The sequence below is a fragment of the Ruegeria sp. BHSC029 genome, from assembly GCF_059613085.1.
The window spans coordinates 642,926-667,323 of the sequence record NZ_JBXWRU010000002.1; the positions used below are offsets into that span (position 1 = coordinate 642,926).

At 61.8% G+C, this 24,398-nt stretch carries 15 protein-coding genes; 10 read left to right on the plus strand and 5 right to left on the minus strand.

Annotated features, from left to right (window positions below; all coding sequences use genetic code 11):
• Positions 1 to 10 precede the first annotated feature (10 nt).
• The 3 genes from AC2FML_RS06885 to puuE form a co-directional block, all read right to left on the minus strand.
• Positions 11 to 1,438, minus strand: coding sequence for a uracil-xanthine permease family protein (locus AC2FML_RS06885; RefSeq protein ID WP_496782500.1), 1,428 nt, complete (start codon positions 1,436 to 1,438; stop codon positions 11 to 13).
• A 66-nt stretch (positions 1,439 to 1,504) separates the two neighbouring features.
• Entirely contained in the window at positions 1,505 to 1,993 is a 489-nt protein-coding gene (locus AC2FML_RS06890) for an ureidoglycolate lyase (RefSeq protein ID WP_496782502.1), read from the minus strand.
• A complete protein-coding gene (gene puuE, locus AC2FML_RS06895) occupies positions 1,990 to 3,408 on the minus strand; it encodes an allantoinase PuuE (protein ID WP_496734357.1) in 1,419 nt (472 codons plus the stop codon). The genes AC2FML_RS06890 and puuE overlap by 4 nt, the downstream gene beginning before the upstream one ends.
• Before the next feature lie 202 nt (positions 3,409 to 3,610).
• On the opposite strand from puuE, the gene uraH reads away from it, so the two are divergent.
• On the plus strand, positions 3,611 to 3,967 hold the full coding sequence (uraH, locus tag AC2FML_RS06900) for a hydroxyisourate hydrolase (protein WP_093963044.1): 357 nt from the start codon (positions 3,611 to 3,613) through the stop codon (positions 3,965 to 3,967).
• Between the two features lie 4 nt (positions 3,968 to 3,971).
• Here uraH and AC2FML_RS06905 read toward each other — a convergent pair whose 3' ends face one another.
• Positions 3,972 to 4,886: a LysR family transcriptional regulator gene (locus AC2FML_RS06905; protein WP_496782504.1), complete on the minus strand. Its 915-nt coding sequence runs from the start codon at positions 4,884 to 4,886 to the stop codon at positions 3,972 to 3,974.
• A 95-nt stretch (positions 4,887 to 4,981) separates the two neighbouring features.
• Between AC2FML_RS06905 and AC2FML_RS06910 the strand changes: the two genes are divergently transcribed.
• The 3 genes from AC2FML_RS06910 to AC2FML_RS06920 all read left to right on the plus strand — a co-directional run bounded on the left by AC2FML_RS06910 (position 4,982) and on the right by AC2FML_RS06920 (position 12,253).
• Complete coding sequence (locus tag AC2FML_RS06910) at positions 4,982 to 6,205, plus strand: urate hydroxylase PuuD (protein ID WP_496782506.1); 1,224 nt, start codon at positions 4,982 to 4,984, stop codon at positions 6,203 to 6,205.
• A gap of 154 nt (positions 6,206 to 6,359) precedes the next feature.
• Positions 6,360 to 8,165 (plus strand): autotransporter assembly complex protein TamA, encoded by a 1,806-nt coding sequence (locus tag AC2FML_RS06915; RefSeq protein WP_496782508.1) that lies wholly within the window; start codon positions 6,360 to 6,362, stop codon positions 8,163 to 8,165.
• Positions 8,162 to 12,253, plus strand: coding sequence for a translocation/assembly module TamB domain-containing protein (locus AC2FML_RS06920; RefSeq protein WP_496782510.1), 4,092 nt, complete (start codon positions 8,162 to 8,164; stop codon positions 12,251 to 12,253). Before AC2FML_RS06915 ends, AC2FML_RS06920 begins: the two co-directional genes overlap by 4 nt.
• A 20-nt stretch (positions 12,254 to 12,273) precedes the next feature.
• Here AC2FML_RS06920 and dnaE read toward each other — a convergent pair whose 3' ends face one another.
• Positions 12,274 to 15,774, minus strand: a complete 3,501-nt coding sequence (gene dnaE / locus AC2FML_RS06925; protein ID WP_496782512.1) for a DNA polymerase III subunit alpha — start codon at positions 15,772 to 15,774, stop codon at positions 12,274 to 12,276.
• A gap of 345 nt (positions 15,775 to 16,119) precedes the next feature.
• Here dnaE and xdhA point away from each other — a divergent pair, with 345 nt between their 5' ends.
• From xdhA to AC2FML_RS06955, 6 genes are all read left to right on the plus strand, one after another.
• Positions 16,120 to 17,481, plus strand: a complete 1,362-nt coding sequence (gene xdhA, locus AC2FML_RS06930) for a xanthine dehydrogenase small subunit (protein WP_496782514.1) — start codon at positions 16,120 to 16,122, stop codon at positions 17,479 to 17,481.
• A complete protein-coding gene (gene xdhB / locus AC2FML_RS06935) occupies positions 17,478 to 19,880 on the plus strand; it encodes a xanthine dehydrogenase molybdopterin binding subunit (protein WP_496782516.1) in 2,403 nt (800 codons plus the stop codon). Before xdhA ends, xdhB begins: the two co-directional genes overlap by 4 nt.
• A complete protein-coding gene (gene xdhC, locus AC2FML_RS06940) occupies positions 19,880 to 20,815 on the plus strand; it encodes a xanthine dehydrogenase accessory protein XdhC (RefSeq protein WP_496782518.1) in 936 nt (311 codons plus the stop codon). The genes xdhB and xdhC overlap by 1 nt, the downstream gene beginning before the upstream one ends.
• Entirely contained in the window at positions 20,812 to 22,329 is a 1,518-nt protein-coding gene (locus AC2FML_RS06945; RefSeq protein WP_170370916.1) for an ABC transporter ATP-binding protein, read from the plus strand. Before xdhC ends, AC2FML_RS06945 begins: the two co-directional genes overlap by 4 nt.
• Before the next feature lie 62 nt (positions 22,330 to 22,391).
• Positions 22,392 to 23,474, plus strand: coding sequence for an ABC transporter permease (locus tag AC2FML_RS06950; RefSeq protein WP_170337475.1), 1,083 nt, complete (start codon positions 22,392 to 22,394; stop codon positions 23,472 to 23,474).
• Positions 23,475 to 23,476: 2 nt separating this feature from the next.
• The gene (locus AC2FML_RS06955; protein ID WP_170337474.1) at positions 23,477 to 24,397 is read left to right on the plus strand and encodes an ABC transporter permease; all 921 of its coding nucleotides are present in this window, start codon (positions 23,477 to 23,479) and stop codon (positions 24,395 to 24,397) included.
• The last annotated feature ends 1 nt before the right edge of the window (position 24,398 follow it).

Sequence of the window (24,398 nt, forward strand, 5' to 3'; positions counted from 1 at the left end):
GTTACAGGTTTCAGTCGTGCGGCAAACTGCCAGCGCCGTGACCGGCCATTCCGCCCGAGACCTCTTCGGTCGACTCCTCGGCCAGTTCATGCGGCAGAATGAGGTTCAGCACGATGGCGATCAGCGCCGCAGGCAGCAGTCCGCTTGTCATCAGGATGCGGATTGTGTCCGGCAAGTGCTGAACCGCGCCGGGCTCCAGCTGCAAACCAAGCCCGATCGACAGCGAGATTGCGAAGATCACCATGTTGCGGCGGTTCCAGTCCACGTCGGACAACATCGAAATGCCGGCAGCCACCACCATGCCGAACATGACGATCACACCGCCCCCCAGAACTTCGATCGGAACAGTGCGTATGATGGCGCCGACCTTGGGAACAAGTCCGCACAGGATCAGGAACAGCGCACCAATCGTGACGACATGGCGGCTCATGACTCCGGTCATCGCGATCAGGCCGACATTCTGACTGAACGAGGTATTCGGCAAACCGCCAAACATACCGGCGACGGCCGTGCCAACACCATCTGCGTAGGTCGCTCCCGCGATCTCTTTGTCCGTGGCCTCGCGACCCGCGCCGCCTTTGGTAATGCCCGAAACGTCACCGACGGTTTCGACCGCTGACACGAAAGCCATGAGGCAGAACCCGATCACCGCCGCCAGCGAGAATTCGAACCCATATTTGAAGGGCACCGGCAGCGCGAAACCAGCGGCCCGCGACCAGCTTGTTCCAATGGCTTCAAACGTCACCATTCCGACCATCAGGGCGTAGACATAGCCGACAGCCAATCCGACCAGAACCGCAGACACCGACAGCATTCCGCGGGCAAAGAACTTGAGGCCCAGCGTGACGATCACGACGACCAGTGCCGCAGACCAGTTGAGCAGCGATCCGTATTCCGGCGTACCGATCGCAGGGACACCACCCGCCGCATATTGGATGCCGACCTTGACAAGTGCCAATCCGATCATCGTCACAACAAGGCCCGTGACCAATGGCGGCAGAGCGAAGCGGATCTTGCCAATGAACATCCCAAGGCAGGCGTGAAAGATGCCGCCGATCAGAACGCCTCCGAACAGCGCGGCAAGGGCCTCAACGCCCTTGCCAGCCACCAATGGGATCATGATGGGCAGGAACGCAAAGCTTGTTCCCTGAACGATGGGCAATGCCGCACCAACCGGGCCCAGTGTGATGGTCTGCAACAAGGTCGCCAGCCCTGCAAACAGCATCGACATCTGGATCAGATACAGCAGCTCGGGAAAATCGGGCGAGTTCGGCCCGAAGCCAAACCCGGCCGCACCGGCCACGATGATGGCGGGGGTCACGTTTGACACAAACATTGCCAGAACGTGCTGAATCCCAAGTGGTATCGCCTTGTGCAGCGCAGGCGTGTAATTCGGATCCCGAAGCTGATCGGGTGTTCCTATCGAAGTTTCGGCCATGATCTCAACTGTCTCCCTGTTTTCTCATGGGGGTCTTGCCGCTTCTCCGGCAGCTTCAAAATTGGCTTAGCGTTCAACCACCTCGTAAGGGGTATCGAACCAGTGCTCCTCGAGGTTTGCGCCTGAACCGATACGGTCGACTACCGCGAAAAGGCCTAGCGCGTGCAGTGGCGTCAGCACACCGTGCCACGTGCCCCTATGGTAGTTCACAGCCTGCCCCGGCTGCGTCACGAAGGCCAGCGGCCGGCCGGGAACGCCATCCTCATCCGGCGCGACGATCACCAGGAACGGCTGGTTGGTCATGGGAACGAAAGCCTGGCTGCCTTGGGGGTGACGTTCGACCATGTCCAGTTGATAGGGCAATGCCCGCGGATTGGCATCGAACAGGCTGATCCCCGCGCGCCCATCCGCGAAATCCAGAACCGCCCGGTCATGGTATCGCCCGCACTGACCCTGGTTGATGATCTTGTCCGGCGTGCCCGAAACCTCAAGCACATCGCCGAACGGTGCAAAGGCTTGGGCCGTCAGCGGCGCGATAGGAATGATCCGCGTCATGAGGGCAGCACGTCGCGCAGCCGGAACTCGGCGATGCGCTCGACCTGACGGCAAGCCTCGGCGAGTTCGGTCTCGCGGTCATTCTCGATGCGTCGCTGGAACGCCTGCAGGATCGAGGCCTTGTCGTGGTCGCGCACGGCGATGATGAAGGGGAAGCCAAATTTCTCGGTGTAACGCGTGTTCAGATCGGTAAAGGCGTCGCGCTCGGCGTCGGTCAGGGCGTCCAACCCGGCGGAGGCCTGTTCCGAGGTGCTTTCGGCCGTCAGGCGTTTGGCCTGCGCCAGCTTGCCCGCCAGATCCGGATGCGCGGTCAGAACGCCCAGCCGTTCCTCGGGCGAGGCCGAACGGAACACCCGTGCCAGCGCGTTGTGTAGCCCGCCCGCCGTATCATGAGCGGGGCCCAGTTCCAGCGCGCAGGCGCGCTCGGCGATCCAGGGTGAATGTTCGAAAATACCGCCATAGGCCGCCACGAAGGCGTCGCGGTCCATCTGCGAGGGGCGCGGGCGGTCCTGCGGCGGATGATGCGCGGCCCAGTGTTCGGCAATCTGCAACCGGGTCGCGAACCACACATCGGAAAAGCCGCGCGCATAGTCCAGAAACCGCTTCAGCGCCATCACCCGGCCCGGCCGGCCGATCAGGCGGCAATGCAGACCGATCGACAACATCTTGGGCGCGCCCGCCTGCCCCTCGGCATAGAGCGCATCGAAGCTGTCGCGGAGATACGCAAAGAACTGGTCGCCCGAGTTGAACCCCTGCGGCGTGGCAAATCGCATGTCGTTGCAGTCCAACGTATAGGGCACGATCAGCTGGTCGCGCCCACCGGTATGCATCCAATAAGGCAGATCGTCGGCGTAGGTGTCGGCCACATAGGCAAACCCGCCTTCCTCGGCCACCAGCCGCACGGTGTTGTCCGAGCACCGCCCCGTGTACCAGCCGCGCGGACGGTCTCCGACCACCTCAGTGTGCAGGCGGATCGCCTCGGCGATCTGGGCGCGCTCTTCGTCTTCGGGCATATCCTTGTGTTCGATCCATTTCAGCCCGTGGCTGGCGATCTCCCACCCGGCGGATTTCATCGCCGCCACCTGATCAGGCGAGCGCGCCAGCGCGGTGGCCACGCCATAGACGGTCACCGGCAGGTCGGCCATCAGGCGATGCAGCCGCCAGAACCCGGCGCGGGCGCCGTATTCATATATGGATTCCATGTTCCAATGACGCTGGCCGGGCCAAGGCGCGGCACCCACGATTTCGGACAGAAATGCCTCGGACGCAGCGTCGCCATGCAATACGCAGTTTTCGCCGCCCTCTTCATAGTTCAGCACGATCTGCACTGCCAGCTTGGCTCCGCCCGGCCACTGGGCATCTGGCGGGTTGGCTCCGTATCCAATCATGTCGCGGGGGTATCGGGGGGGCTGCATTCTGCTTTCCGTCTTCAATTTCAAGCTTCCATTCGGTTTATCCCATAAAACCGTGATGGATTATCAAATCAATCCGAACGCTGTTTCCGGTTGTTTCGGCGTTCCCTGCGCCATGGCCTTTGCCGCAAGGTGGGCAATGCAAACCGGATTGCTCAAAATGGCATCCGAAGACGAAACGTGCAGACAACAGCAGGAGCAACTCGTGGCAGGCTATCTGACGACCCATGTTCTGGACACGGCGCGGGGATGTCCGGCCGAGGGGCTGAAAATCGCGTTGTACCGCGTGTCCGGCAATTCGCACCGGAAACTGGTTGAGATGGAAACCAATGCGGACGGGCGCACCGACAGTCCGATCCTGCCGGAAAAGACTTTCAAGACCGGTATCTACGAGTTGATCTTCTTTGCGGGGGACTACTTGCGGGCCTCCGGGCAAGCCGTTGAAGACCCTCTTTTCCTTGATCAAATACCGATCCGGTTCGGTATGTCCGACCCCGAGGCGCATTACCATGTGCCGCTATTGCTGTCGCCATTCGGGTATTCGACCTACCGGGGCAGCTGACCCCTCAGACCTGCGACGTCCGCACCACGTCGCCGATCCGCGAGATCATGAAATCCATGAACAGGCGCGCCTTGGGGTCCTGATGACGCCGATGCGTGTAGAGACACGCCATCTGGACCGAAACCGGTGGCGTGTCGACGGCAACAGGCACCAAACGCCCGGCCTTGAGATGCTCGGCCACTTCAAAAACGGGTTTCATCGCGATCCCCTGCCCAGCCAGCGCCCAATCAGTCAGAACATCGCCATCGTCGCACTCGAACCGTCCGGACACCGCAAACCGTTTGGATCCTTCGGCTGTCTGCAGCAGCCATTGGAACTCGGTCGCCCCGGGGAATCGCAGGTTCAGGCATTCGTGCCGGTCCGAGATCAGCTCCGCCCCGGTCCGGGGCATGCCTCGGCGCGCGACATAGTCTGGCGCAGCACACAGGACACGCTGGCAATCCGCGATTTTGCGAATCCGCAATGTGCTGTCTTCGGGTTGACCGATGAAGAACGCCAGATCCAGCCCTTCGGTCGTGAGATCAACAGACCTGTCCGTCAGACGCAGCCGCACGTCAATCTCGGGGTAGTCGGCAAGAAATTCAGGCACTTGAGGCGCCAACAGCCGTCGCCCGACCCCCAGTGGAGCCGCTACGAAAAGCGATCCCCGGGGCGCTTCGGTCAGGTGCACGACCTGCGCTTCGGCCTCGTTCACGGCATCCAGAACCGCAACCGCACCGGGGTAGAACGCCCGGCCCTGCTCGGTCGGGCTGAGGTTTCGGGTCGTACGCTGGAACAATCGCACACCCAAATGATCTTCGAGCTGGGAAATCCGCGCCGAAGTCACCGCTGGCGAGATTCGCAGATCGCGCCCGGCCGCGGACATGCTGCCAAGATCATAGACCCGGACAAAGGTACGGATATTGTCGAGATAGGACATCTTTTCGTTTTTTTTGATACAGTTTGACAATATACGGGAATACCGAAGAAAACCCCGTTTGCCTAGTGTGTCGGCAAGCAATCGGAGAGCTTTGCATGTATGAATTCGCCGTGTTCTGGGACTGGATGGCATTTGCGGTGCGGTGGCTGCATGTCATCACGGCAATCGCCTGGATCGGATCGTCATTCTATTTCATCGCGCTGGACCTCGGCCTGAACCGCGACATCCCCGGTCCTGCGGATGGCGAGGAATGGCAGGTGCATGGCGGCGGCTTCTACCATATTCAGAAATACCTTGTGGCGCCCGAGCGGATGCCCGACCACCTGACCTGGTTCAAATGGGAAAGCTATGCAACCTGGCTCAGCGGTGCGGCCCTGTTGATGATCGTCTATTGGGTGGGCGGCGAGCTGTATCTGATCGACGCACAGAAGGCCGATCTGGCGCTGTGGCAGGGCATCCTGATCTCGGCGGCGTCGCTGACAGTAGGCTGGCTGATCTATGATTTCCTGTGCAAATCGGGTCTGGGCGAGCGTCCGACCCTGCTGATGCTGCTGCTGTTCGTTCTGCTGGTGGCGATGGGTTGGGGATACAACCAGATCTTCACCGGACGGGCCATGATGCTGCATCTGGGCGCCTTCACCGCCACGATCATGACGGCCAATGTGTTTTTCATCATCATGCCCAACCAACGGATCGTTGTGGACGACCTGAAAAACGGCCGCACCCCGGACCCGAAATACGGCAAGATCGCCAAGCTGCGCTCGACCCACAACAACTATCTGACTTTGCCGGTGGTCTTCCTGATGCTGTCGAACCATTACCCGCTGGCCTTTGCGACCGAATACAACTGGATCATCGCGGCGCTGGTCTTCCTGATGGGTGTCACCATCCGGCACTACTTCAATACCCGCCACGCCCGGACCGGCAACCCGACCTGGACCTGGCTTGTGACGGCCCTGCTGTTCATCGCCATCATGTGGCTGTCCACTGCGCCGATGTACAAACCGCTGGAAGAGGCCGAGGCGCAGCCTCTGACCCAGTTCGAGGAGCGCTTTGTGCAGGCCAGCGGCTTTGAAGAAGCCCATGACGTAGTCTTGGGGCGCTGTTCGATGTGCCACGCGCGCGAGCCCGTCTGGGATGGAATCCTCTGGGCCCCCAAGGGTGTTCTTCTGGAAACCGAAGGAGACATTGCACGCAATGCCGAGCAAATCTATCTGCAGGCTGGAGTCAGCCACGCGATGCCGCCGGCCAACGTCACCTATATGGAACCCGAAGACCGCGAGGCCATTATCCGCTGGTTCCGAAACGCGGGCCTGTAGCGGCAGCTTTTCCACAACTTCGCATGGGAACTGGGAAAACCGCGTTTATTTCTTTGCCTGAGCGGTTTGAGATGGTCTAACTGTTTTCCAAGGGATCGCGGCGCCGCGACAAGCAGCGCAAATCAATGCGGCCCGGGACAGGTGGAGCCATTTGATGCAGGCGAGCAGACGTAAGGGCGGTCTGAAGAACTGGTGTGCGGGTGTGTTTTTTGCCCTCGCCCCGACCTGTGCGATGGCACTGGAAACATCGCTTGCAGCGCCAGGATTGTCGGACGACTTGAAAAAGCAGATTGAGGAAACGTCCTCGGTCATGACTGCCGACAACCGGGGGCTGGACACGCCGCTTGAAGTTCTGTCAGCCGCGTTGTCGGATTACCGAACGATCGTGCAAATTCTCTATGATGCAGGATATTTCGGCCCGTCGGTCAGCATCAAGCTGGACGGGAAAGAAGCGGCAGATCTCAGCTCGCTGAGCGTTCCTGCGCAGATCAATCGGGCAACGATCACCATTCGCCCCGGCAAAGCGTACAATTTCGGAACCGCAGTCGTTCAGCCTTTGGCCCCCGATACGGAATTGCCCGAAGAGTTTGCCCCCGGCAAGCTGGCCACGACCGGCGCCATTCAACAGGCGACTTCGGCCGGGATTCAGGCCTGGAAGGACGCGGGCCACGCCAAAGCGAAACTGCGCGATCAACAGATCATCGCCCGGCACGCACAGGCCCAGCTGGACGCCCGGATCGACCTGGATCAGGGGCCGCGCCTGAAGTTCGGCAAGATGTATATCGAAGGCGGCACCGATGTCCGCCACAGTTCGATCGAGAAAATCGCCGGTTTTCCGTCGGGCGAGGTCTACTCGCCCGAAAAGTTGCAAAAGGTCGGCACACGGCTGCGGCGGACTGGTACGTTCAGCACCGTCTCGATCCAGGAACGGGACACGCCGAACCCGGACGGCACGCTGGATTTCGACGCCACCTTCGAGGACTTGCCCAAACGCCGCCTGACGTTTGGTGTCGAACTGGCCTCGCGCGATGGCTTGGACCTGACCGCGACCTGGACCCACCGCAACGTGTTCCGGCGCGCCCAGCGGCTACGCTTTGAGGCCGCCATCCGAAATATCGGCGGGTCTGAGGATATCGACGGGCGGTTGGGTCTGCGTCTGGATCAGCCCGGCCGACTGGGCCCCGACGACAACACCTTCTGGAGCGCGCTGCTCGAGCGCCGAAATACCGACAATTACAGCGTGTCGGTTGCCTCGCTGACCTATGGTGCGCGGCGGACGTTCTCGGACGAGTTGTATGCCGAGGCGGCTGTGGGCTTTTCCATCTCGAACGCTGACGACGCCTATGGTGACGGCCGCAAGTTCAGATATTTCATCATTCCGTTCCGGTCCGAGTGGGACAAACGCGACAGCAAGGTCAGCGCCACCCGCGGGTATTACCTGGACAGCCAGTTCATGCCCTTTGTCGGCATCTCGGGCACGGATACCGGGCTGCGCCTGTTTTTCGACGGTCGCGCCTATACCAGCCTGGGCACTGGCGGCCGGATCGTGCTGGCCGGGCGGGTACAACTTGGATCGATACTCGGCCCCCCGGCGGATGGTGTCACACCGGATTTCCTGTTCTTCTCCGGCGGCGCGGGCACCGTTCGCGGTCAGCCCTATGAAAGCCTTGGTGTCCCCGTCGGCACGGGCATTGCCGGCGGCAAGTCCTTTCTTGGCCTGTCGGGCGAGGTGCGCGGCAAGGTCACTGAAAAGCTGTCTCTTGTTGGGTTTTACGACTACGGTATCGTGGACACGTCTTCGTTCATTGGCAGTGGCGCCGAGTACCACGCGGGCGCGGGCCTTGGCGTTCGGTACGATCTGGGCGGCTTCGGCCCGCTAAGGCTGGACCTGGCGGTGCCTGTGCAAGGTGACACGGGCAACGGGCTGCAGTTCTATATCGGGATCGGGCAAGCATTTTGAGGCGTTACCTTTCATATCCTCTGGCGGTCGGGGCAACCGCCTTTGCCCTGTCCGGCCCCGTGGCCGCGCAAGAGGAAGAGAGCGGCGGTCTGCTGACCGATTTCCTGCAGAACACGTTATCCGGAGACAACCGAAATATCCGGGTCATCGGCTTGGAGGGCGCGCTGAGCTCTCGCGCACGCATCCAGGAGATCACGGTGGCCGACGACGAAGGAGTCTGGCTGACCATCAAGAACGCCGAGCTGGATTGGAACCGGCTGGCCCTGATCCGCGGCCGGTTTTCCGTGAACGCCCTGACCGCCGAAGAAATCGACATCGCACGCGCACCCGGCAAGACCACCACGGACGAACCGGCCGCCACCGCCGAGACCGAACCCTTTCAACTGCCAGAACTGCCCGTGGCGATTGAGATCGGTGAACTGCGCGTCGACGAGTTGTCCCTGGGCGAACCGCTGATCGGCGTTGCAGCAGACCTTTCAGTGGACGGAAACCTGAATCTTGCCGATGGCGCGCTGGACACCAAGCTGGATATCAATCGGTTGGACCGGGCCGGCGATCAGATAAATCTTGTGGCCGGTTTCCAGAACGAAAGCCGGCAAATCGACCTGGACCTGACCGTCTCCGAGGCGTCAGGTGGGCTGATTTCGACCGCATTGAATATACCGGACAGCCCACCCATCGGCCTGACGGCCAAAGGGTCCGGTCCGATCACCGACTTCACGGCGGATATCGGGCTGAGCAGTGACAATGTCGACCGTGTCTCGGGCCAGGTGCGTCTGCGCGGGATCGAGAAGACCGAAGGGGCGGCAGACGAAGGCATTGCCTTTACCGCCGACCTAGGCGGCGACCTGACCCCTTTTCTGGCCGCCAACATGGATACCTTCTTCGGTACGGATACACGTCTGTATGTCGATGGCCGTACCGGAGCCGAAGGTGCGCTGGAGATTACCGAGGCGGACATCACGTCCGAAGCTTTGAAACTGGAAGCGCAGCTCAGCCTTGGAACAGGCGGAGCGCTGCAACTGGCAGCCGTCCAGGCACGGATCTCGCCACCGGCTGGGGACGACGTGGTCCTGCCATTCGGTGGAGGAGACACATCCGTCAAAGCCGCACAGCTCTCTGCGCTTTTCGACCACGAAAACGGCAATCATTGGGACCTGAGCCTGACGACCGAGAATGTTGTCACACCCCAAGTCCAGATTGCGCACACGCGGTTGACCGCACAGGGCACCCTGACTCAGATCGGCGGTCTGGACCTGACCGGAGACCTTCAAGCCTCTCTGGACGGTTTGGACTTGGCTGATCCTGCTCTGAACACAGCGGTGGGCGATCGCATTACCCTGGATGGCCAGTTCGAATACGGACGGGACAAATCGCTCCGACTCTCGGGTTTCGAACTTGGGGGAACCGACTATTCGGCGACCGCCGATGCGGTCGTCAGCGGGCTTGAAAGCGGTCTGAAGATTGACGGATCGGCAACAGTGCAGGCGTCCGATCTGTCTCGTTTCTCTGAGGTCGCCAAATTGAATCTGGGCGGCCGGGCATCGGTCCGGGTCGAGGGGGCGGGCTCGCCGTTGGAGGGCAGTTTTGACGGCAAGCTGGCCGTTTCCGGACAAAACCTGTCCACTGGTCGGGACGATATCGACCCCATCATCGCGGGCGAGACGGACATCACGCTGGACGCCAAGAGGGATGCAAACGGCATCCTGATCCGCGCTTTCACCATCGACGGCGAAACCCTGAACGCACAGGCGGATGGCGCGGTCACAACTCCGAACGGCAATCTGACCATCGACGGCCAGGCCCGCGTCAATGCCTCGGACCTCTCTGTATTCTCCGGCCTTGCCAAGCGCGACCTTGCGGGGGCCGTTCAAGCCCAAGCGGATGGAAAAGGCACCGTGCAGACCCTAGAGTTTGATGGCACTGCGCAGGTGACGACTACAGACCTGCAAACCGGGCTGGATCAGGTGGATCCGCTTGTGACCGGCCGCGTTGTCCTGAACTTCGACGGGGCCCGCACCGGCGACCGGATCGAAATCCGAAAAGCAACCGTTGACGCAGCCGCGCTGAGTGCCCAAGTCGCGGCAACCATCGACGATCCGACCGGAAACCTGGCCTTTGACGGTCAGGCGCAGGTCAATGCCCCCGACCTGTCCGTCTTTTCCGGACTGGCAGGCCGTACGTTGGCGGGCGCGGTCACGGCGGATGTGACCGGTCGAGGGGCCCGTGGCAGCAAAGTCTTCGACGTGCAGGGCAAAATCAATGCAGAGGACATCTTGACCGGAATCGATGCCGTGGATGCGCTGATCCCCGGACAGACGACACTGACAGTCGACGCATCGAACGGCGACGAAGGGTTGAACATTCGCAACTTCCGGCTTGCAGGGACAGCCTTGTCCGCTAACGCATCCGGCATCTTGAGCCGCGAAAGCGGAGGGCTGAGCTTCTCCGCCGCGTTGGACGACCTCGCCCGGGTTTCACAGACCCTGACGGGACCGCTGAAGGTGAACGGGAATGTGGCCCCCACATCCAGCGGTGTCGAGGGCACGGTCAGAGTGACCGGCCCGGAGACGTCCTATGCCAATCTTGTCGGCAGCGTAAATACGGATGGCTCGGCCGACCTGGACTTTGACGCCAAGTTTGATCGGGTCGAACGTTTTGCGCCCGAGTTTCCGGGCAGCTTGACGGCGAAAGGCAATGCAACGCGCCAGAACGGCGTGTGGACCATTGATGCCAATGCCGCCGGACCGGCCGAGATCAGCAGTGCAGTCAAGGGAACCTACGACGAAGCCTCGGGCAATGCCGACATCTCCGCACAGGGCGGCGTCAATTTGGGCATTGCAAACATCTTCATCACGCCCAACAAGATCGACGGATCGGCCCGGTTCGACCTGGCGTTGAAGGGCAAGCCGGCGCTGGAGTCGCTGAGTGGTCGGATCACCACCTCAGGCACGTCGATGGCGATCCCCAGCGTTGGGCAGACCATCACCGATATCGGCGGAACTGTAGACCTTGCCAACAGCCGAGCAACGATTTCGATGCGCGGCGGCATGCGCGCCGGAGGCGGATTTACGGTCAGTGGCCCGGTCGACCTGACACCGCCTTTCAACGCGCAGATCACAACTGCAATCAACAATCTCGTCCTGACCGACAATCTTCTGTACGAGACCACGTTGAACGGCCAGATCGCAATGACGGGCGCCCTGGCAGGGAACAGTTCGCTGGCCGGGCAGATCACGTTTGGCGAGACCAATATCAACCTGGCCGCGGCATCAGGCGCGGTGGGGGCCGCGCCGATCCCGAAGATCGAACACGTGAACGAAAGCAATGCCAGCTACGTCACTCGGGAACGGGCGCAGCTGGTAGAAAAAGAGAAAACGTCGCAATCGGACTCTCGCATATCTCTCGACATCAGCCTGTTGGCCCCCAAGGCGGTTTTCGTGCGAGGTCGCGGTGTGAATGCTGAATTGGGCGGTGCGATCTTCATCAAGGGCACCACCAAATCCGTCATCCCATCGGGCCAGATCGAACTGATCCGCGGCAATCTGGACATCCTTGGCCGGAGGCTGGCGCTGACCAAAGGCGTGGTCAGCCTGCAGGGCGACCTGACGCCGTATATCGAATTCGAATCCTCGGCCAGCACTTCGGATGGAACCGCAACGTTGGAAATCGCGGGCCCTCTGGATTCTCCGACAGTCGATGTGTTCTCGGACCCCGAACGCCCCGCCGAAGAGGCGCTGGCCATGCTGCTGTTCGGCAACCGCTTTTCCGAACTGTCCCCGTTTGTCATCGCCCAGATGGCCGCGTCGCTGGCCCAACTGAGCGGTGCCGGTGGCGATGCCACCAAGGGCGTTCGGGACGCCACGGGCGTAGATACCGTCGACGTCGGCGCGACCGAGGGCGGCGGCGGGCGTCTGGGCGCCGGCGCTTATCTGAGCGACAACCTGTACACCGATTTCACCGTGAACACCGAAGGCGACACCGAGGTGAACCTGAACCTGGACGTCAGCGACAGCGTGACGGTGCGCGGCACCGTAGATGGGCGCGGCGATACCGGCATCGGGATTTTCTTCGAGCGTGACTACTAGGGTTGGGCGGGACCGCCACCCTAGACCTCTTCGACGGACAAGACCCCATCCAGTGATTTGATGGCACCCTTGATCTGGGGATTGATCGGGAATTCCTGCCCCAAGTCCATCTCGACCTCTCCCGGCAAGCCCGGATTCAGCAGACACAAATGGATCGGCCCTTTCGAGGCGTTCTTGGCCGCTCCCGCAGCATCCGCAAGAACGCTGGCGACCGTCGACAGCGCCTGTGATTGGTCCAAAAAGATGCGAAGCCCGGTCGCGCCGGCCTCGGCCACGACTGAATCCGCCGGCCCGACCGAGCGCGCCAGCAGCTTCAGCTGGTCGGCCTCCATCGTGGCTTCGGCCGTCAGCACGACCTGCGCGCCGGTTTCCAGGTATTCGCGTGATTTCTCGAGGGTTTCCGAGAACAGCGTCACCTCGTACGCCCCCGTCGGGTCGGACAGCTGTGCAAAGGCGAAACGGTTCCCCTTGGCCGATTTCCTCTCCTGTCGCCCGGCGACCACACCGGCCATCTTGGCGATCAACGGACCCGAGCGTGCCTTTTCGGTGACCTCGTCCAGCGTCATCACCTGCTTGCGTTTCAGCGCGGGCATATAGTCGTCCAGCGGGTGCCCGGACAGGTAGAACCCTATCGCCTTGAACTCTTCGCTCAGCCGTTCGGCGGGCAGCCAGTCGGGCGATTTCGACAGGCGCGGTTCGGGCAGATCGTCGCCCGCCTCGCCGAACAGCGACACCTGGTTCGAATTCTTCTGCTCGTGGATCGCGGCGGAATACTGCACCAGCTGTTCGAGGCTTTCGAAGACCCGGCGGCGGTTCTTGTCCAGTTCGTCAAAGGCCCCCGCGCGCGCCAGCATCTCCAGCGGCCGTTTGCCGACCTTCTTCAGATCGACCCGGCGGGCAAAGTCAAAGAGGTTGACGAACGGCTTGTCGCCCCTGCCCTGCACCACGAGGTTCATCGCCTCGACGCCCACGTTCTTGAGCGCGCCCAGCGCATAGACCAGCTTGCCATCCACCACATCAAACGTTGCCTGCGACCGGTTTATGCAAGGCGGCACGTAGGGCAGTTCCAAACCCTTGCGGACCTCCTCGAAATAGATCGCCAGCTTGTCGGTCAGATGGATATCGCAGTTCATGACACCGGCCATGAATTCGACCGGGTGGTTCGCCTTCAGCCAGCCGGTCTGATAGCTGACCACCGCGTAGGCCGCCGCGTGAGATTTGTTGAAGCCGTAGTTGGCGAATTTCTCCAGCAGGTCGAACACCTCGGACGCCTTCTTGGCATCTACCCCGTTCGCGGCTGCCCCGGCCTCGAATTTCGGGCGCTCGGCGTCCATCGCCTCTTTGATTTTTTTACCCATCGCGCGGCGCAGCAGGTCGGCGCCGCCGAGGCTGTAGCCCGCCATGACCTGCGCGATCTGCATCACCTGCTCCTGGTAGACGATGATGCCTTGCGTTTCTTCCAGAATGTGGTCGATCAGCGGGTGGACCGAGGTGATCTTGCGCTGGCCATTCTTGACCTCGCAATAGGTCGGGATGTTCTCCATCGGGCCGGGACGGTAGAGCGCGACCAGCGCCACGATGTCCTCGATGCAGGTGGGTTTCATGCGCTTGAGCGCATCCATCATGCCCGAGCTTTCAACCTGGAACACCGCCACGGTCTTGGCAGCGGAATAGAGCTTGTAGGTGGCCGGGTCATCCAGCGGGATGGCGTTGATCTGGTTCTCGGCCCCCTCGGCCGGCTCATAAAGCTGCCGACCGTCGGCCGCCACGTGCAATGGCCGTCCGGACTTGAAGATCAGGTCCATGGCGTTCTGGATGACCGTCAGAGTCTTGAGGCCCAGAAAGTCGAATTTCACCAGGCCGGCCTGTTCGACCCACTTCATATTGAACTGGGTGGCAGGCATGTCCGAGCGGGGGTCCTGATAGAGCGGCACCAGCTCGTCCAGCGGCCGGTCGCCGATCACCACGCCAGCGGCGTGGGTCGAAGCGTTGCGCAGCAGCCCCTCGACCTGCTGGCCATAAGTCAGAAGGCGGTCGACCACCTCTTCGTTGCGGGCTTCTTCGCGCAGACGCGGTTCGTCTTTCAGGGCCTTCTCGATCGACACCGGCTTGACGCCTTCGACCGGGATCATCTTGGACAGGCGATCCACCTGGCCGTAAGGCATCTGCAGCACCCGCCCGATGTCGCGCACCGCGGCCTTGGACAAGAGCGCGCCGAAGGTGATGATCTGGCCAACCTTGTCGCGGCCGTATTTCTGCTGAACATACCGGATCACCTCTTCGCGGCGGTCCATGCAGAAGTCGATGTCAAAGTCGGGCATCGACACCCGTTCGGGGTTCAGGAAGCGTTCGAACAGCAGGCTGTAACGCAACGGGTCAAGGTCGGTAATCGTCAGCGCATAGGCCACCAGCGAACCCGCGCCCGAGCCACGGCCCGGACCGACGGGGATGTCATGATCCTTGGCCCATTTGATGAAGTCCGCAACGATCAGGAAGTAACCGGGGAACCCCATGCCCTCGATGATGTCCAATTCGAAATCCAGACGCTTCTGGTATTCCTCAGGTGGGACAGCGTGCGGGATCACCGCCAGTCGGGCCTGCAGACCCTCGTTGGCCTGGCGGCGTAGCTCCTCGACCTCGTCATCGGCGAATTTCGGCAGGATCGGATCCCGTTTGTAGGCCATGAAGGCGCAACGTTTGGCAATCTCGACCGTGTTTGCGATCGCCTCGGGCAGATCGGCAAAGAGCGTGGCCATTTCCTGCGGAGATTTGAAGTAATGCTGCGCGGTCAGGCGGCGACGACCTTCCTGCTGGTCGACATAGGCACCCTCGGCAATGCAGATCAGCGCATCATGCGCCTCATACATATCCGAGGTCGGGAAATAGACGTCATTCGTGGCCACCAGAGGCAGGTTCTTGGCATAGGCCATTTCCACATGGCCGCGCTCGGTCAGGCGCTCGGCCTCGGGCTGGCCATCCTCGCCGGGATGACGTTGCAGTTCGATATAAAGCCGATCGGGGAACATCGCGGCCAACCGATCTACCAGCAACTCGGCCGCCGGACGCTGGCCCTGCTGCAACAGGCGGCCAACGGGGCCGTCCGGTCCGCCGGTCAAGCAGATCAGCCCATCGGAATGCGCAGCCAACTCCTCAAGCGTGACCTGCGGCAACTGCCCGCCCTTGTCCACATACAGGCAAGAGCTGAGCTTCATCAGATGCTCGTACCCCGTCTCAGACTGTGCCAGCAGTACAATCGGCGCAGGGGGCTTGGGTTTTTCCCCCGGCTGCGCCTGAACATACGCCAGATCAACCTGGCAGCCCATGATCGGCTGCACACCCGCACCGCTTGCGGTGACCGAGAATTCCAGCGCCGCGAACATGTTGTTGGTGTCTGTCACCGCAACTGCGGGCATGTCCATCTGCTCGCACAGCGTTGGCAGTTTCTTCAGGCGCACCGCCCCCTCAAGAAGGGAGTATTCGGTGTGAACTCGGAGGTGGATGAATCGAGGAGTACTGCTCATACGAGGCAGGCTATCGCACTCGCGACCCGGGAAAAAGCCGGAACAGTTAGGGCTGATTGCTGAAAAAATAGTCGCGCATTATTCGGAGATTCCAGAAGGTGCTTCAGTCGACGCCGCCGGAGTTACACCAAAATCTCTTTCAATTCAGATGCCTAGATAATAATGACGTGGTGCATATCAAGGCATGGGATCGGGAATGGTACATTCGGCAGGCAGTTTTTCTTGCCAGCGCGCACAGGCTGTTTCTAACATCTTCAGGCAAGCTACAAGCCCGCTTCTTTCTCTACGTCGCATCGAGACAGGAGCACCCATGGGCGCAACCGGGTAAGGCGACGGGTTTCAAGAATGAACATCACGTTTCTTCTGAACGGAGAGACAGTGGAGCTGGCGGATGTCGATCCGACGGCCACATTGCTGGATTGGCTGCGCGAGGATCGCGGTCTGACCGGCACGAAGGAAGGCTGCAACGAGGGCGATTGCGGGGCCTGCACCGTCATGGTGACGGATGAGGCCGGCGCCAAGGCGCTGAATTCCTGCATTCTTTTTCTGCCTCAACTGCACGGCAAGGCAGTGCGCACGGTCGAGGGGGCGAGCGGGCCCGACGGCGAGCCGCATCCCGTGCAGCAGGCGATGGTGGACCTTCATGGCTCGCAATGTGGATTCTGCACACCCGGTTTCGTGATGTCGATGGTCGCCAGCCACACGAATGGCGCGACGGATCATGACACGCAACTGGCCGGCAACCTGTGCCGCTGCACCGGCTATGCGCCGATCATCCGCGCGGCAAAGGCCGTCGAAGACCAGCCGGTGCCGGTCTGGGTCAAGGACAAGCCGGTTGCGGCCAAGCCGGCCTCGCCCCTTCTGCCGAAGTCATCCGACGAATTGGCCAAAGTATTTGCCGCCCATCCCGTTGCAACTTTGATCGCGGGCGCCACCGATGTCGGCCTTTGGGTCACCAAACAGCTGCGGAACCTTGACCCGGTGATCTTTCTGGGCGGCTGCGACGATCTGAAGGAAATTTCGATCACCGAAGACGAGGTCCACATCGGCGCGATGGTGGACATGAACCGCCTGGGCGCGGCGATGGCCGATCTGCATCCGTCCTATGCCGAGATGATCCGGCGCTATGCCAGCGTTCAAGTGCGCCATGCGGCCACGGTGGGCGGCAACATCGCCAACGGCTCGCCCATCGGGGACAACCCGCCCGCGCTGATCGCGCTGGGGGCCACGCTGCATCTGCGCAAGGGCGACGAGCGCCGGTCGATCCCTCTTGAAGATTTCTTCATTGACTATGGAAAGCAGGATCGCGCGCCCGGCGAGTTCGTGGAAGCGGTCAGCTTTCTGCGTCAACCCGATCGGCTGAAATGCTACAAGCTGAGCAAACGGTTCGATCAGGATATTTCGGCCGTATGCGGCTGTTTCAACATTACCGTTTCTGACGGCGTCGTCTCGCAAGCCCGGATCGCCTTTGGCGGAATGGCCGGTGTGCCGAAACGCGCGACTCAGGTTGAGGCCGCGCTAACCGGTCGCCCGTGGACGGCGGAAACCGTTCAAAGCGCTTTGCCGGCCTTTGCCGAGGACTATTCCCCGATGAGCGACATGCGTGCCTCGGCCCGCTACCGGCTGGAGACCGCAAAGGCCATGCTCGAACGCTATTTCCTGGAAGATCAGGGCGAGCTGACCAATGTGCTGGAGGTGTCGGCATGAGCGTGACCAAGCCGCTGTCCCATGACGCCGCACCCCTGCATGTGTCCGGCGTCGCCCGTTATGTTGACGACATTCCGACGCCCAAGGGCACGTTGCATCTGGCGTTCGGCCTGAGCCCGATCGCCAAGGGCCGGATAACGGCGATGGACCTGTCAGATGTCCGCGCGGCCCCGGGGGTCGTGATGGTGATAACCGCTGAGGACCTGCCCTTTGCCAATGACGTCTCGCCCTCGATCCATGACGAACCATTGCTGTCCGACGGCACCGTGAATTACGTGGGCCAGCCCGTGTTTCTGGTTGTCGCCACCAGCCACTTGGCCGCCCGCAAGGCCGCGCGGTTGGGCAGAATCGGCTATGCCGAGGAAACGCCGATCCTGACGATCGAAGAGGCTCTGGCCGCAGACAGCCGGTTCGAGGACGGCCCCCGCATCTATGCGAAAGGCGATGCAGAAGCCGCCATCGCGCAGGCGTCGCATGTGGTCGAAGGCACGTTCGAGATCGGCGGGCAGGAGCATTTCTATCTGGAAGGTCAGGCCGCGTTGGCGGTGCCGAATGAAGGCAGCGACATGCTGGTGCATTCCTCGACCCAGCACCCGACCGAGATTCAACACAAGGTGGCCGACGCTTTGGGCGTTCCCATGCACGCGGTACGGGTCGAAACCCGGCGGATGGGCGGCGGGTTCGGTGGCAAGGAAAGCCAGGGCAACGCGCTGGCCGTGGCCTGCGCAGTTGCGGCACGGGCAACCGGTCGAGCCTGCAAGATGCGCTATGACCGGGATGATGACATGACCATCACCGGCAAGCGCCACGCCTTCCGCATCAGCTACAAGGTCGGCTTTGACGAAAACGGCCACATTCAGGGTGTTTCTTTCCTGCACTACGCCATCTGCGGTTGGGCGCAGGACCTGTCGCTGCCGGTCGCCGACCGGGCGATGCTGCATTCCGACAACGCCTACCTGCTGCCCAATGCGCGGATCGAGAGCCATCGGCTGAAGACCAACACGCAGTCCGCAACCGCCTATCGCGGCTTTGGCGGACCGCAGGGCATGGTGGGGATCGAGCGGGTGATGGATCACGCGGCGCATGTGCTGGGGCTGGACCCGGTCGAGCTGCGGCGGCGGAATTACTATGAACCGGCGCACGCAAGCGTTGAAGAACCGGTGCGGGACAAGCCGCTGGGCCACCCAGATCCGCATGAAGACCTGACCAGCCGCGGCGCGGTCGAAACCGGCCGCTCGGTGCTGCGCCCCGTCCCCGCGGGTGGCAACACCACCCCCTACGGCATGGAAGTCACCGATTTCGAGCTGCATCCCATGACCGAAGCCTTGCTGGAGTCCTGCGATTACGCAACCCGTAAGGCGGCGGTCGAGACGTGGAATGCCCAGAACCGCGTGATCAAGAAAGGCATCGCCTTTTCGCCGGTCAAGTTCGGGATTTCCTTCACGCTCACCCACCTGAACCAGGCCGGGGCGCTGGTGCATGTCTATCAGGACGGCTCGGTCCATCTGAACCATGGCGGCACCGAGATGGGCCAGGGCCTGTTCCAGAAAGTGGCGCAGGTGGCGGCCGCGCGGTTCGGCATTCCGCTGGAGATGGTCAAGATCACCGCGACCGATACCGCCAAAGTGCCCAACACCTCGGCCACGGCGGCCTCGTCCGGCAGCGATCTGAACGGGATGGCGGTCAAGGCCGCCTGCGACACGATCCGCGACCGGATGGCCGCCTATCTGGCCGAGCGGCATCAGACCGATCCATCGGCGGTCGTCTTTGCCGATGGCCAGGTCAGCCTGGGCGAGGAAAGCTACAGCTTTGCCGAAGCCGCGGCGCTGGCCTATCAGGGGCGTGTCAGCCTGTCGGCAACCGGGTTCTACAAGACCCCCAAGATCGAGTGGGACCGGATCGCCGGACGCGGGCGCCCGTTCTTCTATTTCGCCTATGGAGCTTCGGTGACCGAAGTCGCCGTGGACACTCTGACCGGCGAGAACCGCATCCTTCGGACGGATATCCTGCATGATGCGGGTGCTTCGCTGAACCCTGCGCTGGATATCGGGCAGGTCGAGGGCGGCTATGTGCAAGGTGCGGGCTGGCTGACGACCGAGGAACTGGTCTGGGACGACAAAGGCCGGCTGCGCACCCATGCGCCATCGACCTACAAGATCCCCGCCTGTTCGGACCGACCGGGTGTGTTCAACGTTGCGCTTTGGGATGGTCAGAACCGCGAAGACACCATCTATCGCTCAAAAGCAGTGGGCGAGCCGCCTTTCATGCTGGGCATCTCGGCCTGGCTGGCGCTGTCGAACGCGGTTGCGGCCTGTGGTGACGGGTATCCGGCGATCAATGCCCCAGCCACCGCCGAAGAGGTCTGGACCGCCATTCAACGCATGCGTGGAGGTACCTGATGGGATTTGACCGGGAGACTTTGAGGGAGGCGGTCAAGACGCATGGCAAGGTGACCCGCGTGGTCATTGCCGCAATCCGAGGCTCGTCCCCGCGCGAGGTCGGCGCCGCGATGCTGGTCTGGAAGGGCGGGCAATCCGGCACGATCGGGGGCGGCACGCTGGAGTATCAGGCGACTGAGGCCGCCCGGGTCCAGCAAAGCCCAACCTGCTTGTCCCGCCATGCGCTGGGTCCCGACCTCGGGCAATGCTGCGGCGGCGCCGTAACGCTGTTGAGCGAGGTCTATGACCTGAAATCCATCGAGGCCCTGGGCGATACCGTCATCGCACGCCCGACTGCCGGTGGTGACATGCCATTGTCGGTCAAGCGGCTACTGGCAACCGCACGCGCACAGGGTATTGCGCCTGAACCCCAATTGCTTGACGGCTGGATGATCGAGCCGGTGCACGCACCGACCCGCCAATTGTGGATCTGGGGGGCCGGTCATGTCGGACGGGCGCTTGTGGATGTGCTGTCGCCTCTCCCCGATCTTGCCGTCACCTGGGTGGACACCGCCGCCGACCGGTTTCCGGCTGACATCCCAGCAGGTGTAACCGTGGTTCCGGCAGCAAACCCGGCCGACCTCGTGCACCACGCACCGGTTCAAGCCGAGCACTTGGTGCTGACTTATTCACACAATCTGGATCTGGAACTGTGCGACCGGCTATTGAAGCACGGTTTTCACTTTGCCGGGCTGATCGGCTCGGCTACGAAATGGGCGCGATTCCGCTCGCGCCTGGCTGCGCTGGGTCACTCACCGGCTCAGATCGCCCGGATCACCTGCCCGATCGGTGACCCATCGTTGGGCAAGCACCCGCAGATGATCGCAGTTGGTGTGGCAGCGCAAATCCTGCGCCCCGCCCGACAGAACGACTTGAAGAAGGACCAGAGCGCGTGACCACTCCACTACTGAGCTTGCAGGGGCTGACAAAGGCCTATCCCGGCGTCGTGGCCAACGACCACGTGTCCTTTGACATCGGTGAGGGCGAAGTTCACGCCCTGCTGGGCGAAAACGGCGCGGGAAAATCCACGCTGGTGAAGATGATCTACGGGCTGGTCAAGCCGGACAGCGGCACGATGCTGTTGCGCGGCCAACCCTATGCGCCGGCCGAGCCGCGCGCGGCCCGTGCCGACGGCATCGCCATGGTGTTCCAGCATTTTTCGCTGTTTGACGCGCTCAACGTGGCCGAAAACATCGCCCTTGGTATGGAAAGCCCGCCGCCGATGGGTGATCTGGCATCGCGCATTCGCGAGGTCTCGGAGACCTATGGCCTGCCGCTGGATCCGTATCGTCGGGTTGGTGACCTGTCCGCCGGTGAACGCCAGCGGGTCGAGATCATCCGCTGCCTGCTGCAGGACCCAAAGCTGCTGATCATGGACGAACCGACCTCGGTCCTGACCCCGCAGGAGGTAGATATCCTGTTCGAAACACTGAAAAAACTGCGGTCGGAGGGAACTTCGATCCTGTACATCTCGCACAAGCTGGAAGAAATCCGCACGCTGTGCGACCACGCCACCATTCTGCGGCTGGGCAAGAACGTGGGTGAATGCACACCCAGCGAAACATCCGCCCGCGACATGGCCGAAATGATGGTGGGATCAGCCCTTCAAACTCCTGAACGGTCCGGGCGCGAGTTCGGACCCGTCGCGCTGGATGTTTCCGGGCTTTCGGTTCCGTCCCCTTCCGAATTCGGGACCGCGCTGAAGAACGTGCACCTGACCGTCCGCAAGGGCGAAGTCCTTGGCATCGGCGGCGTGGCCGGCAACGGTCAGGACGAACTGCTGGGCGTTTTGTCCGGTGAAATCCTGACGGACGCTGATGCGATCCGCTTCAACGGCCAGCCGATCGGCAAACTGGGCCCGACGGCCCGGCGCAGATTGGGTGTGCTGACGGCCCCAGAAGAGCGGTTGGGACATGCCGCGGCGCCGGACATGAGCCTGACGGAAAACGCTCTGCTGACCGGCTCGGTGCGCGAGTCTCTGGAGAAGAACGGTTTTTTGAAATGGGCCGACACCCGCGTGTTTGCGGAGAAGATCATTCAGGCATTCGACGTGCGGACCCCGGGGCCGGAAAACGCCGCGCGGTCGCTGTCGGGCGGCAACCTGCAGAAATTCGTCATCGGCCGGGAAGTCCTGCAAAACCCCGAAGTGCTGGTCGTGAACCAGCCGACCTGGGGCGTCGACGCCGCCGCAGCCGCTGCGATCCGTCAGGCCATTCTGGACCTTGCGGCCAAGGGAACGGCGGTGGTCTGCATCAGCCAGGATCTGGATGAACTGATGGAAATTTCCGACAGTTTCGCCGCCTTGAACGAAGGGCGCCTCAGCGCTCCGCGACCCACAACGGGCCTGACCGTCGAAGAAATCGGTCTGATGATGGGCGGCGCGCATGGGATGGAGGTGGCCCATGTGTAGCCTACACTGCCGCCTCTGGCGCAAGAATCCAAAAAAGACGAAGACTTTGGGGGGATGAGCAAATGATAGTGTTGGAGAAACGGCCACAGCCGTCCAAAGCGTGGTCTTATGCCACCCCTCTGGTCGCAGTGCTGGCGACCATGGTCTTCGGCGGGTTGCTGTTTGCAATTCTGGGCAAGAACCCGGTCGAAGCAATCGGAACCATCTTCTGGGAACCCCTGTTCGGCGAGTTCTCATTCTACTACCGACCGCAACTTCTGGTGAAGGGCGCACCGTTGGTTCTGATCGCCATCGGTCTGTCGCTGGGCTTCCGCGCCGGCATCTGGAATATCGGCGCCGAGGGCCAGTACATCATGGGCGCTATCTTCGGCGCCGCGGCCGGCTTGGCCTTCTACCCGCTGGATGCGTGGTACGTCTTTCCAATCATGGTGATCGCCGGCGCGTTCGGCGGCTGGATCTGGGCGATGATCCCCGCCTTGCTCAAGGTTCGGTTCGGCACCAACGAGATTCTCGTTTCCCTGATGTTGGTTTACGTGGCCGAGCAGTTTCTGGCCTCGATGTCGCTGGGTCTGCTGAAAAACCCCGAAGGATTCGGATTTCCCGGCTCGCGCAACCTGCAGTCCTATGAAAGTGCCCACAATGCCGAACTGTTTGCCGGAACAGGCATGCACTGGGGCGTCGTCGCGGCCTTTGTCGCGGTGATCTTTGCCTATGTCCTGCTGAACCGGCACATGCTGGGGTTTCACATCCGCCTTACAGGCGAAGCTCCGCGCGCGGCACGATTTGCCGGCGTGAATCCCCCCCGGCTGATCCTGTTTTGCCTGGGGCTGTCGGGCGCGTTGGCCGGTCTTGCCGGAATGTTCGAGGTCTCGGGCCCGTCCGGCGTGGTCAGCATCGACTTCAACGTGGGCTACGGCTTTACCGCGATCATCGTGGCGTTTCTGGGCCGTCTGCACCCGGTGGGCATCCTGCTGGCCGGCGGCCTGATGGCGCTGACCTATATCGGTGGCGAAATCGCACAATCCCAGCTGGGGCTGCCCGCTGCGGCCATCCAGGTGTTCCAGGGAATGCTTCTGTTCTTCCTGCTGGCCTTCGATCTTTTGACCAACTACCGCATCCGTGCGGCCCGTAGCGAGGTGGCGTGACCATGGACCTTGGAGAAATTAATCCTGTTCTTTTGCTGGCCTCATTGATGGTTGCCGCAACACCGCTTCTGCTTGCGGCGATCGGAGAGCTTGTCGTCGAAAAGGCCGGCGTTCTGAACCTCGGCGTCGAAGGCATGATGATCGTGGGCGCAATCAGCGGATTTGCGATCTCGGTCGAGACAGGCTCGCCATGGCTGGGTTTCGTCGCGGCGGCCGTTGGCGGTGCACTGCTGTCGTTGCTGTTCGTTCTGCTGACCCAGTTCGCGCTGGCGAACCAGGTGGCCAGCGGTCTTGCGCTGACGCTGTTTGGCTTGGGCTTCAGTGCACTTCTGGGCCAAAGCTATGTGGGCATCAAACCGCCCAGCATGGGGGACATCCATATCCCGCTGCTCAGCGATATTCCGGTCATCGGCCCGATCCTGTTCCAACATGATCCGATCCTCTATGTCGGGATCGCGTTGACGGCAGCGGTATGGGCCACTCTGAAATACACCCGCGTCGGGCTGATCCTTCGTGCGGTGGGTGAGAACCACGATGCCGCGCATGCTCTCGGCTACAAGGTCATCAAGATCCGCATTATGGCGATCCTGTTCGGCGGGGCCTGTGCGGGGCTTGGCGGTGCATATATCAGCCTGATCCGGGTCCCTCAGTGGACCGAAGGCATGACCGCCGGAGTCGGCTGGATTGCTCTGGCTCTGGTGGTGTTTGCCAGCTGGAAACCGTGGCGTGCCTTGCTGGGTGCCTATTTGTTTGGCGGAATCACGGTCTTGCAGCTTAATCTGCAGGCAGCGGGCGTTGCCATACCTGTCGAGTATCTGGCAATGTCGCCCTACATCATCACGATCCTTGTGCTTGTGATCCTTTCGGCCGACAAGAGCAGCGCACCTGCCTCACTGGGCCGGACCTTCCACGCCTCGCACTAGA